This is a genomic window from Flavobacterium sp. Root420 (assembly GCF_001427905.1).
Classification (GTDB): Bacteria; Bacteroidota; Bacteroidia; order Flavobacteriales; family Flavobacteriaceae; genus Flavobacterium.
On the sequence record NZ_LMEF01000022.1, the window covers coordinates 1 to 12,717 of the forward strand.

General features: G+C 36.8%; 10 protein-coding genes. 7 read left to right on the forward strand and 3 right to left on the reverse strand.

Features of this window, described 5'->3' with window-relative positions:
• The 7 genes from ASC72_RS24810 to ASC72_RS24100 all read left to right on the forward strand — a co-directional run.
• A partial coding sequence (locus ASC72_RS24810; protein ID WP_206743213.1) for an Ig-like domain-containing protein occupies positions 1 to 972 on the forward strand: 972 nt, incomplete at both ends.
• A gap of 10 nt (positions 973 to 982) precedes the next feature.
• Positions 983 to 1,378: Ig-like domain-containing protein (locus ASC72_RS24815; RefSeq protein WP_371258454.1), on the forward strand; the 396-nt coding region annotated here is incomplete at its 3' end.
• A 19-nt stretch (positions 1,379 to 1,397) separates the two neighbouring features.
• The gene (locus tag ASC72_RS24820; RefSeq protein WP_056190996.1) at positions 1,398 to 3,695 is read left to right on the forward strand and encodes an Ig-like domain-containing protein; all 2,298 of its coding nucleotides are present in this window, start codon (positions 1,398 to 1,400) and stop codon (positions 3,693 to 3,695) included.
• A 61-nt stretch (positions 3,696 to 3,756) separates the two neighbouring features.
• Positions 3,757 to 4,665, forward strand: coding sequence for a type IX secretion system membrane protein PorP/SprF (locus tag ASC72_RS11945; RefSeq protein WP_056190999.1), 909 nt, complete (start codon positions 3,757 to 3,759; stop codon positions 4,663 to 4,665).
• A gap of 2 nt (positions 4,666 to 4,667) precedes the next feature.
• Positions 4,668 to 6,608 (forward strand): OmpA family protein, encoded by a 1,941-nt coding sequence (locus ASC72_RS11950; protein ID WP_056191001.1) that lies wholly within the window; start codon positions 4,668 to 4,670, stop codon positions 6,606 to 6,608.
• Positions 6,609 to 8,601: 1,993 nt separating this feature from the next.
• A complete protein-coding gene (locus ASC72_RS11960) occupies positions 8,602 to 9,180 on the forward strand; it encodes a Crp/Fnr family transcriptional regulator (protein WP_056191005.1) in 579 nt (192 codons plus the stop codon).
• A gap of 180 nt (positions 9,181 to 9,360) precedes the next feature.
• Positions 9,361 to 9,519 (forward strand): hypothetical protein, encoded by a 159-nt coding sequence (locus tag ASC72_RS24100; protein ID WP_157849278.1) that lies wholly within the window; start codon positions 9,361 to 9,363, stop codon positions 9,517 to 9,519.
• 128 nt (positions 9,520 to 9,647) lie between these two features.
• On the opposite strand, the gene ASC72_RS11965 is transcribed toward ASC72_RS24100, so the two are convergent.
• The 3 genes from ASC72_RS11965 to ASC72_RS11975 all read right to left on the reverse strand — a co-directional run bounded on the left by ASC72_RS11965 (position 9,648) and on the right by ASC72_RS11975 (position 11,572).
• Positions 9,648 to 10,109 carry a VOC family protein gene (locus tag ASC72_RS11965; RefSeq protein WP_056191006.1) on the reverse strand — a complete coding sequence of 154 codons (462 nt, stop codon included), beginning with the start codon at positions 10,107 to 10,109 and terminating at the stop codon, positions 9,648 to 9,650.
• 495 nt (positions 10,110 to 10,604) lie between these two features.
• Positions 10,605 to 10,892 carry a hypothetical protein gene (locus tag ASC72_RS11970; protein WP_056191008.1) on the reverse strand — a complete coding sequence of 96 codons (288 nt, stop codon included), beginning with the start codon at positions 10,890 to 10,892 and terminating at the stop codon, positions 10,605 to 10,607.
• Between the two features lie 254 nt (positions 10,893 to 11,146).
• Complete coding sequence (locus tag ASC72_RS11975) at positions 11,147 to 11,572, reverse strand: response regulator (protein ID WP_056191010.1); 426 nt, start codon at positions 11,570 to 11,572, stop codon at positions 11,147 to 11,149.
• Positions 11,573 to 12,717 lie beyond the last annotated feature (1,145 nt).

Below are 12,717 nucleotides of genomic sequence, written 5' to 3' on the forward strand. Positions count from 1 at the left end.
TGCAGAAGATGCAACAGTTACGCTAAACCCACTGGCTTTGGATACGGATCTTGACGGAGATACATTAACAATTACATCTATCAACGGAACTGCCTTAACAGGCGGWGTTCAAACCATAACRGTTACAAACGGAACGGTAAACATCTCGGCTACTGGAGTGATTACCTTCAYACCGGATGCCAACTATAACTCGRCAACGGCCATCAGCATCCCTTATGTGATCAGCGATGGAACCGCTACGGCTACGGCCAACGAGCTTATCACCGTTACGGCAGTGAATGATGCTCCGGTTGCAGTGGACGACATTTACACGGTTGCAGAAGATGCAACAGTTACGCTAAATCCACTGGCTTTGGATACGGACCTTGACGGAGATACATTAACAATTACATCTATCAACGGAACTGCCTTAACAGGCGGTGTTCAAACCATAACRGTTACAAACGGAACRGTAAACATCTCGGCTACGGGAGTGATTACCTTCACACCGGATGCCAACTATAACTCGGCTACGGCCATCAGCATCCCTTATGTGATCAGCGATGGAACTGCTACAGCTACGGCCAACGAGCTTATCACCGTTACGGCAGCGAATGATGCTCCGGTTGCAGTTGATGATATCTATACAGTTGCAGAAGATGCAACGGTAACATTAAATCCACTGGCTTTGGATACGGACCTTGACGGAGATACCCTGACTGTAACTTCAATCAACGGAACGGCTATAACAGGTTCAGCACAAATAATCACTGTACCAAACGGAACAGTAAACATCTCGGCTACGGGAGTGATTACTTTCACGCCTGCTGCCAACTATAACTCGGCTACTGCCATCAGCATCCCTTATGTGATCAGCGATGGAACCGCTACGGCTACGGCCAATGAGCTTATCACCGTTACGGCAGCGAATGATGCTCCGGTTGCAGTTGATGATATTTATACAGTTGCAGAAGATGCAACGGTAACACTAAANATCCCTTATGTGATCAGCGATGGAACCGCTACGGCTACGGCCAATGAGCTTATCACCGTTACGGCAGCGAATGATGCTCCGGTTGCAGTTGATGATATCTATACAGTTGCAGAAGATGCAACGGTAACACTAAATCCACTGGCTTTGGATACGGACCTTGACGGAGATACCCTGACTGTAACTTCAATCAACGGAACGACTTTAACTGGCGGAGTTCAAACTATCACTATAGCAAACGGAACAGTAAACATCTCGGCAACAGGGGTGATTACCTTCACACCGGATGCCAATTATAACTCGACAACAGCCATCAGCATCCCTTATGTGATCAGCGATGGAACCGCTACGGCTACGGCCAATGAGCTTATCACCGTTACGGCAGCGAATGATGCTCCGGTTGCAGTTNGCCATCAGCATCCCTTATGTGATCAGCGATGGAACCGCTACGGCTACGGCCAATGAGCTTATCACCGTTACGGCAGCGAATGATGCTCCGGTTGCAGTTGATGATATTTATACGGTTGCAGAAGATGCAACGGTAACATTAAATCCACTGGCTTTAGATACGGACCTTGACGGAGATACCCTGACTGTAACTTCAATCAACGGAACGGCACTAACAGGTTCAGCACAAACAATCACTGTACCAAACGGAACGGTAAACATCTCGGCTGTGGGAGTTATCACTTTTACGCCTAATGCCAACTATAATTCTGCAACGGCCATCAGCATCCCTTATGTGATCAGTGATGGAACCGCTACGGCTACAGCCAACGAGCTTATCACAGTTACGGCTGTAAATGATGCTCCTGTTGCAGTTGACGATATTTATACGGTTGCAGAAGATGCAACGGTGACATTAAACCCGCTTGCCCTGGATACGGACCTTGACGGAGATACCCTGACTGTAACTTCAATCAACGGAACAGCACTGACAGGTTCAGCACAAACAATCACTGTACCAAATGGAACGGTAAACATCTCGGCTGTGGGAGTTATCACTTTTACTCCTAATGCCAACTATAATTCTGCAACGGCCATCAGCATCCCTTATGTGATCAGTGATGGAACCGCTACGGGTACGGCCAATGAGCTTATCACAGTTACGGCAGTGAATGATGCTCCTGTTGCAGTTGACGATATTTATACAGTTGCAGAAGATGCAACGGTGACATTAAACCCGCTTGCTCTGGATACGGACCTTGACGGCGATATCCTGACTGTAACTTCAATCAACGGAACAGCACTGACAGGTTCAGCACAAACAATCACTGTATCAAACGGAATAGTAAACATCTCGGCTACGGGAGTTATCACTTTTACGCCTAATGCTAACTATAACTCGGCTACTGCCATCAGCATCTCTTATGTGATCAGTGATGGAACCGCTACGGCTACGGCCAATGAGCTTATCACAGTTACGGCAGTGAATGATGCTCCTGTTGCAGTTGACGATACAAATGCGGCAATGTTATCCACAGCGGGAGCTACAGCTATCAATCCATTAACAGCAACGGATATTGACGGAAATATTGTAAGCTTTACAATATTAAGTTTACCTGCTCATGGTGTTTTGGCTATATCAGGTATTCCGGTAACTGCCAATCAGGTACTAACACCAGCAGAAGCAGCAATGCTGACTTATGATCCTAGTGGAACGTTCACAGGCAGTGATACATTTACCTTCACTGCAACAGATAACCAAGGAGGCATAGATGCAAGTCCGGCATTGATAACACTGGTAATTTCAGAAGCAGTATTGGAAGCTGTAGCAGATCCGATAAAACTGGCAGATGGAATTAACGGTTCATTGGAAGTGCTCAATGTCCTGGATAATGACAAAATTAACGGCACTCCTGTGAATGCGTCAGATGTGATAGTTAAAGGATTGAATATGCCAGCAGGAATTACACTTAATTCTGACGGTACCATTGATGTAGCACCAGGTACTAAAGGAGGAAATCATACCTTTTCTTATCAAATATGCGAGACTGCGAATCCATCTAATTGCAGTACAGCGACCGTGGAGATTTTTGTTGAGATTCCTGCAATTGCAATAGTTAAAACAGTACAATTGAATGATAACAACGGAAACGGATATGCCGAGGCCGGAGAGACATTGACATACAGTTTTGCCTTAACCAATACTGGGAACGTGGATCTGGAGAACATTACAGTAGCCGATCCATTACTTGGAATTGTAATGAGCGGCGGTCCGATAAATCTAGGAGTAGGACAGACAGATAACTCATCAATTACAGGAACCTATACTTTAACGCAGGAAAATGTAAATTCAGGTAGTATCAGCAACCAGGCGACTGCATCAGGAACTACGAAAAGTGGAATCACTATCGTGGACAAATCAGATTTTAGTGATCTTGATGGAGATAAACCAACTATTTTGGAACTAAGCGGTTGCGTGGTTAAAATCTTTAATGCAGTTTCTGCAAATGGAGATAGTCAAAATGCAAGATTTTACATTCAGGGACTGGAATGCTATCCTGATAATACGGTACAGATTTACAACCGCTGGGGAGTTTTAGTATTCGAAAGGGATCACTATAATAATAGCGATATCGCCTTTAGAGGTATTTCAGAAGGACGTGTTACTATAAAAGACTCAAATGGATTACCGGAAGGCACTTACTATTATATCGTACGATATAAAGACAAACAGTCCAGCGCACACCAGGAAGCTGGATATTTATACCTGACTAAGTAATACACTATACAAATATGAAATGGCTTAGTGAAAGCTGGGCCATTATTTAAAAATAAAGTAAATGAGAAAATTAGTTTTAGTTTTATTGTTTTGTTCAGTTGCAGGTTTTGCTCAGCAGGATGCGCAGTTTACACAATACATGTATAACACCATAAATATAAACCCCGCCTATGCAGGTTCTCGTGGCGCCCTGAGTGTTTTTGGACTTTATCGTACGCAATGGGTTGGCCTAGATGGCGCACCGGAAACCAGCAGTTTTTCTGTAAATACACCGGTTGGCAATAATGTTGGATTAGGGGTATCTTTAGTTAATGATAAAATAGGTCCAACAAACGAGAATAACTTATCAGCAGATTTTTCGTATTCTATACCGACATCGGCTACAGCCAAACTTTCTTTTGGTATTAAAGGATCAGCAAATTTATTTAAGCTTGATCCCACAAAACTAACACCGGAAGATCAAGGGGATCCCCAATTTCAGAATCTCGAAAATAAGTTCTCTCCAAACGTTGGAGCAGGTGTATATTGGCACACCGACAAGGCATATGTAGGTTTATCTGTTCCAAATTTCATACAGACCAATCGTTATGATGACAATGAGGTTGCCATTTACAAAGATCGAATCAACTATTATTTTATTGCAGGTTATGTATTTGATTTAGACCGTTATGAAACTATAAAGTTCAAACCGGCCATCCTAACCAAAATGGTTGAAGGCTCACCACTTCAAGTAGATGCTTCTGCCAATTTTATGTTTAATGATAAATTTGTAATAGGAGTCGCATACAGGTGGAGTGCATCCGTAAGTGCTTTGGCAGGATTTCAGATTACAGAGAGTCTTTATCTGGGATATGCTTACGATCGTGAGACGACCAAACTGGCTAATTATAATTCGGGATCTCACGAAATATTCCTGCGTTTTGAATTCTTAAACAAATATGGACGAATTACCTCACCAAGATTTTTCTAATTATGAAAACTAAAAATTTAATTTACACTGTATTGGTATTTTGTGTCTGCTTTATAGGAACTGCTCAAAAGACAGTTTTAAATAAAGCGGAGAAACAATACGATCAATATGCCTATATAGATGCGATTTCTATTTATGAAAAAGTAGCCGAAAACGGGTATAAGGATGAAAAAATGTTTCAGCGACTGGGGAACGCTTATTATTTTAATGCAGAACTTACAAAAGCTCTGAAATGGTATGATGCTCTCTTTTTATTAAACAGCCAACAGGAAGCGGAATATTATTACAGGTATGCGCAAGCTCTCAAGTCAACGGGGGAGTATGCTAAATCTGATAAAATGTTAGCATCTTTTTATGAGAAGACTAAATTAGATTCGCGCGGTATCCTATTTGACAAGAATAAGAATTATCTGGATCAGATAAAGTTAAATTCTGGCAGGTTTGAAATAGCGGATGCAGGTATAAATTCTAACCAATCCGACTATGGCAGTACTATTAGCAATAACAAGCTTTTCTTTGCCTCTGCAAGAGATACGGGAATTGTAAGCAAAAAAACATTCAGATGGACCAACAAGTCTTTTACCAATCTGTTTGTTGCCGAAATGAAGGCAGATGGAAGTCTTGAAGATCCAATTCGATTTGAGAGAAAGATCAATTCAAAATTCAATGAATCCACGCCTGTTTTTACAAAAGATGGAAAGACAATGTATTTTACCCGAAATAACTTTTTGGGCGGTAAAAAAGGTAAGGATGACAGGAGAATTACCTTGTTGAAATTATATAAGGCAGATTTGGTTAATAACAAATGGACCAATATAAAGGAATTGCCTTTTAACAGTGATCAATACAGCGTTGCACATCCTGTATTAAGTTTGGATGAAACAAAACTTTATTTTGCTTCGGACATGCCAGGCACTTTAGGCCAGTCTGATCTTTTTAGTGTTGTGATCAACTCAGATGGCACGTATGGTGAACCAAAAAACCTTGGTCCGGCAATAAATACAGAGGGAAGAGAAACCTTTCCTTTTATAGCTGGGGACAATGAACTTTATTTCGCAAGCGACGGACGCCCCGGACTTGGAGGGCTCGACATATTTGTTGCAAAAATTAAGGATGACTCTAGTTTCGATAAGGTTCAGAATATTGGAGAGCCGGTCAATACGAGATTTGATGATTTTGCATTTATAATAGATAAGGATACCAGAAAAGGATTTTTCTCTTCAAACAAAGAAGGCGGCAAGGGGAGTGATGATATTTATAAATTTACTGAAACAAGAAAACTCAATTGTGAAAAAAAATTGTCCGGTATTATAACGGATTTGAAAACTGATGAAGTTTTAGCCGATACGAAAGTAATGCTGTTTGATTCCAATTTTCAGCAAATCGCAGAAACAACTACTGCAAACGATGGCAGCTACAACTTTTTGGTCAATTGTAATAATATGTATCATGTGAGGGCTTTGAAAACAGATTATGAGACCGTTGAAAAGAAAATTAATATCGAACCAACGGGGGACAAAACTGCGCTGGATATTAAACTGGATAAGCAAATAAGAGAAGTAGCAGTAGGTACAGATCTGGCCAAGACATTAGAAATCCCAATTATCTATTTTGATTTGGATAAATACTTTATTCGTAGTGATGCCGATTTTGAACTGGAGAAAGTGTTAGCTGTCCTGAAACAGTATCCTGCAATGAAAATAGATGTGAGATCTCATACCGACAGCAGACAAACTGAAAAGTACAATATGGTACTTTCCAACAGAAGGGCAAAAGCAACAATCAAATGGTTTATAGGGAAAGGAATAGCTGCTAGTCGTTTAACCGGTCAAGGTTATGGTGAAAGTAAATTAGTAAACAAATGCTCGGACGATGTCACATGTACAGAGCAGGAGCATCAGTTAAACAGAAGAAGTGAATTTGTAATTGTTTCTATGAAATAAGTACTAGTATATTTAAAAAAGTAAATGTAGAAGATTTGCCATATATTTTAAACTGCCATTTAAAGTGTAAAAAATAATTAAAGGATTTTTTATGACGAAATTAATACGGCATATTAGATACAAAAGACAAAACTACAATTCAAGCTACATACAATTCAAGTATTCTGATCAAATACTTGATCTCAATAAAAGGTGCACTAAGACCCACTTAACAAGTGGGTTTTGCATTTTGGCAGTGATATTATAGTGATTCATATTATATGAAGTACACCTCGTAGTATCCTGTACTATATAAATAAAGGTTTTTCTCTTTTGATGTACAAATGGGCAGAATTCCGTAAGGCTTGAATTAATGAGGCCCTAAGAATTTTTGCCAAAGCATAAAGCCCTTATGCTAATTTCTTCAATAGTAATAATGACCATTTAGCTGTGGAGGAGAAAACCAGGCTAAAGTTTTGGAGGCTTTTACTATTTCTGGCCTATCATGATCTGATATTCTTCCTACCCTTACAGACCAAAGTTATATCAAAAATAAGATAGAAACACAGATATAATTTTTATATCTTTGATAATCTGTTCTTTGTATTGCTTATTAAGTATCAGTGAATCTGGTAAGTATTATTAACGACAGCAAAGCGTAAATATATTTTTGAAGACAGGTATTTCCATCTACTTTTTTGATGTATTTATTTGCCAACTTCCATTTTGTATCTAAAAAGCAAATATTCGTATTTGCTTTTTTTTTTTTGATATGTAGACTGTTTTTTCTCTTGCATGAGGCTTCTACAGCTGATTTTCAATACAGTAATCCATCAGCTGTTAAATAGGATCGCAAATTGTAAGGCGTTATTTTAGAATTACGACACTAATTTGGCTAAAGTCAAAAAAATAACCATTTATTTTGTCCCTATGGTACTCAGAAAGCCATTTTTCCATTCTCTGGAGCAGCTGGATTTCTTTCGGGTCGCCTGTGGGTCTGAAAGTCCTGTTATGGTGCGGCTGTAATTGAATTTCCCCTGCTCAAAGCGGCAGGTAAATTTTGGCAGCTCATTATGGGAAAACATCCAGCTGCCTTTAGATATTTTTTTTATGTCAAACTTCTTCATTCCCTTCTCGGCAATAGTATTATATCGGTTCAGCAGTTATGAATTCAGGCCTTTTTAAAGTTTGGGAATTGCAGCAAGGATAACCCGATATTTGAGCCGATTTCAAATCTGTTTTCTGCATTTCTTTTTTTACAATACCTGTTATTGCTGTACTGTTTGACGTTTTTCCTTAAAGGTTTGGGAATCTGGATAAACCCGCCAAATACAGAAAATGCATCAGGCGGGGTGTCCATAAACATAATCTTCCATTTTATGTTTACTTAATTATCTAAGGAGCTGTAATGCTTTTTGCTGGGGTTTTCTTTAACGGCTTTGCACCAAAAAACTATTTATGGATGGCATCCCTGCACCGTCAAAGATGTACTTGCCTGACCAGTTGTGGTTAGCCTTGTAGTGTGTTGTTACAAAATTTGCATCCTTAAATTGTGTCGTTCGCAGGATGCAAGATATATAAAAATAATAGAAATGCAACATCATGCCGAGAAATAAACACGCGGGTTTGGTATGTCAAAGTAACTCCTCTAAGGGGCCGTTGTAGTTTTAATGAAGTCTTTTAGGAATCTTTCTTTTGCTGTCGAATAATAAAGCTTTTTCTCTCTTTGATGTACAAGTGGGCGGAATTTTGTGAGCTTGAATTAATCGGGTGTTAAGGATTGCTGCCGGAATCTAATTTGAGTGATCATCATCTTCAATTCTATATAATGCTATTTTTTAGGAGCTCATCCTACTTCTGACAATAAAAACCTATGATGACCACAAACTTTGGAATAATTTTAAATTCGGTTTGTGATAGAAGATTTTTCACCTCTTTTGATTAAGTAAATCTTCCCTATTAATTGTACTATATTTACAGTGTCAAATAACCTGTATTTTAATTTAAGATTTATATGTTTGAAGTTTTTGCTGAATATTTACAAAATAAGATAGAACTCAGCGATCAGGAATTACAAATGATCAGGGAAGTATGCGTAATACGAAAACTTAGAAGGAATCAATATCTGCTTCAGGAAGGAGATATTTGGCGTTTTAATGCCTTCATAATAAAGGGATGTTTAAGGACCTATAGTGTAGACGATAAGTCAGTTGAGCATGTTCTTAATTTTGCAATTGAAAATTATTGGGTAGGAGACAGGGAAAGCCTGTTAAACGGAACTCCGTCACGATTTAATATTGACGCAATAGAAGACAGTACTTTAATATTAATCAGTAAAGATAATTTTGCCGGACTCATGAAAAGCATACCGCAATTTCAGGATTTGGTTAATTTAATTATCGAAAGAAGTTTTGTAGCAAGTCAGGACAGAATCAATAATAGCATTAGTCTCAATGCAGAAGAAAAGTATATAAGTTTTATCGAAAAACAACCAAAGATTGCTTTACGAGTGCCACAGCACATGATTGCTTCCTATTTAGGAATGGCACCTGAAACGTTGAGCAGGATAAGAAAACAGAGTTCGAAAAAATAATTTGGAAGTACTATTCAATTTTGAGGTACTTGATATATATCAAGTGCTTTTTTATTTTATGTCAATTGTTTACAGCATTAATGAAATTAATTTTGTGCAATAATTCAATTCATAAAGATAATACCGTGACCATTTAATTAATATCATAATTTAATAGAATAATAGAAATCTGAAGGGAATATGAAAGGGAATATCATTTACCAAGCATGGCTTTTACAGAACAGGAAGATTAGCAATCTGATTATAAACTGGTATTTCACCTTAATTATGATCGCTGGAGGCCTTATCGGTGGTTATTATGGAGCTTCTCTTACACGAAAAATAACTCAGGAAGTATAAAAAAAAATAATAATCACAATTGGCGGAGTAATTACGGTCTATTTTTTTATAGCCAAATAATTAATAAAAAAATTAAAGCTGTACCTTAACTGGTATAGCTTTATAAATTTAGGCATAATTCATTTTGTTTAATTCCCAATAATAGTATCAGTCTGAAAGATATTTATTTTATTTCCATCAACGTCTTCGATCATAGTACAAAGCATTTTATCACTGGCAATATATAGTTCACGCCAAACAAATTTCACTCCTTTTTCTTCAAGCTCCTGTGAAGCTGTTGCAAGGTCATTTACCTGTAGCACAATAGATTTGTTTCCAATAGGGATGAGGTGATTTGGTGCTTCAGCAAACAATTCTTCGATTCGTTTTGCATTTTCAACCTGTAAAAGCTCAAGACGAAGTTCTCCTGATTTAATAATTGCTGTTTCTGCTGATCCGGAAGGAATACTAAATGTTACACGGCTTATAAGCTCAAAGCCGAATATATTTTTGTACCATGTGATAGACTTGTCCAGGTCTGCAACAGTAAAAGCAACATTGTAAAGAGAAAAAGTGGCAAGGCCATTTTTATTTTTTAAAGTAATTTTCATATTAGAAAGATTAAAATTTAGTACACATCACTTGACTGTGTGCATTTTTAAAGTACAAATTTCCGATATAGTTTGATTTCTTATATTGACATTTGATAGTAAAAGAATTGATAAATATCAAGATTGATTTTATAAGGTGATGATTTAAAAGTGGTATCTTTACATAATTGCGAAAAATTTGAGAACTAATCCAGGTTGTGTTTGCTATTTGGCACAACTAGGGGTATACTCAGAAATTAAGCCTTATAAAGTTTCGAACATAAACTTGCCAGACCTTGGTTTTGTTGGATTTCTAGTTTTCAAGATACCCATGTGCCACAATTCTGCTACAAAACTCGGAATATTTTTTTTATATTGTGGTTGCATCTGAAATAACTTCAAACATAAAGATTATAGTGAAGTTAATTCGCTATGATGCTTCCTTCTTTTCCAACGATGTTCAGAAATTAAGTGGAATTGTTAGTAAATTCAACATAATTGATTATTAGATTTAAGTTAATTGCAATAAACCTTACTATTTATTTTAATCAGACCTTTAATAGTGATGGAACTTCTGTCAGTATTTGAGTTTAAAAAGATATGACCACGATCATTCAAGAATATTAAAGCATCTAGGAATATTGCTTGTTTCTCGTTTTCATTCGACAAATTGTCTGTAAATACTGTTGTGAAATTGCTGACTTGTGTACAAAGATTAGTCAACTCTTCTAAAGTACAGTCAGTACCATATCTGACAGCAAGTATTTGCAGAATTTTTATTTGTAATATGAGTAATGTTTCCATAAATGAACCTTTATCTAAATTTACGAAAACTAGCTCAACTTTGATTGTTCTAAATATTTAAATTAGCATTTAAATTGATTTTTTCAGGTCTTACTGTAATTATTGTTGAACTTGTTTATGGAGGATTTTCCTGCCGACACTGTATTAAAAAACCTTTTATTAGTTAACTTTAGGCAAACTTCCGGAAAAAATGACCAACCTGTAGGTGATCTCAAAAAATGTTTATAAATATTCGAATCCTTGCAATGGTGTTATTATAAAGAATTAGTTGGAGTCAGGCTTGTAAGCCAATATTCTACAATGTTTTGTATAACGTTTTTAAAAGCTAGGAAATCATGCTCTTTTTTGAAATAGCCCTGTGCATGGCAATTATATGCCTTAAGTACATTTTCTCGGGTTTTGGATGTGGACAGGAAAATGTAAGGTACACATTTTACACTTATAATAGTATCAGCTAGAATTTCTTCACGCAATTCAAAACCATTTATTTTCGGCATATTAATATCAGAGAGAATTATAAATGGTATTACCAGTGGATCTGCAAGGTAAGCGACTGCATCCATAGGATCTTCTATAAACGTTATCTTATTAGGATAATTTAGACTGTAGAAAATATCCCTAAGTAGCATTCTGTCATCTTCATCATCTTCTATAATAATTATTTCGCCGTTTCTTTTCATACTTTAAAGATAATATAAATATAAATACAAATAATAAGCGAAAATTATTAAACAACTTAAGATGTAAAATGTTGGTTTTCAATTGATACTGTTTGTTTGGATTTGCATATTTTATAATATGCGGAGCAAATGGATACTAAAAAATTGAAAAAAATATAAAGTATACAGTATCTTCCATAATGATATAAAGTTTCGAACCCATTTTCTACAGCTATTGTCGTTACTAAGTTTTTAATTCTTAAAAATAGCTTGTGCCACGATTTTGCCACAAAAGTAAAATCGTTTAGAATTTAGATCTTAACAAACCTCAATATTTTTCTAGTCCGAAAACAGGCTGTTGGGGTTGATGTAAATTTGTACAAAAATTTAAATTTGTCTAAAATAGTTTTATCATTCTAACCGAAACCGTGACTCATTTTTCCGGATTCCAGCGGCCATCTGGGCATTAATCTCCCTTCAAAACTCAAGAGCCGACAAGCGCAACAATAAGCTGATTAGAACATAAGAAACAAATGAGCTTCTATAAGGTTATGTGTTTTAAAGAAATGCCTATGCATCTTTGCGGGAGAACAAACTTTAATTGATTCAGGAGCAATTAGATAGCTCCTTTGGATTAACTTATAGCCACAGATGCTACAGGTTCAAAAGAATATTGCCTTTAGTTTCTTCTCATAACGTTTTCTGTTACCTCATTTGAATGAATAGCCTATTCTTTTTGGTGTTATACTATATTGAATTATATTTTTTAGACGCATTGTTTTGCCCTGTTTTTGCTTACAAGCATTATGAATAAGAAAAAAATCAAATGAAAGAAGGATACGGAATTCGTAATCAAATTTTGCCACATTTTATAACACCAACGGTCGTAGATTGGATTGATGTTTTTACACGCAAACTTATATAGATACCGTAATTGAATGTTTAGATTATTGCATAAACAATAAAGCAATGATTTTTACTGTTATGTAATTGTGTGTAATCATACTCATTTAATAGTACAATCAGAAGAGGGAAAATTATCAGATTTAATATTGGATTTTAAAAAGTTTATCCCGTTGATTAATAGTCTGGGCAATTGCAGTAATAATAGTTGGATTACCATCATGATCTTTGATTATTTTACCGATGACAATGATCACTCTGGT

Excerpts from the sequence above, each read along its gene's own strand:
- ASC72_RS11945 (WP_056190999.1), top strand. The coding sequence starts at position 3,757 with ATGAGAAAATTAGTTTTAGTTTTATTGTTTTGTTCAGTTGCAGGTTTT.
- ASC72_RS24100 (WP_157849278.1), top strand. The coding sequence starts at position 9,361 with ATGAAAGGGAATATCATTTACCAAGCATGGCTTTTACAGAACAGGAAG.
- ASC72_RS11970 (WP_056191008.1), bottom strand. The coding sequence starts at position 10,892 with ATGGAAACATTACTCATATTACAAATAAAAATTCTGCAAATACTTGCT.
- ASC72_RS11960 (WP_056191005.1), top strand. The coding sequence starts at position 8,602 with ATGTTTGAAGTTTTTGCTGAATATTTACAAAATAAGATAGAACTCAGC.
- ASC72_RS11950 (WP_056191001.1), top strand. The coding sequence starts at position 4,668 with ATGAAAACTAAAAATTTAATTTACACTGTATTGGTATTTTGTGTCTGC.
- ASC72_RS11975 (WP_056191010.1), bottom strand. The coding sequence starts at position 11,572 with ATGAAAAGAAACGGCGAAATAATTATTATAGAAGATGATGAAGATGAC.
- ASC72_RS11965 (WP_056191006.1), bottom strand. The coding sequence starts at position 10,109 with ATGAAAATTACTTTAAAAAATAAAAATGGCCTTGCCACTTTTTCTCTT.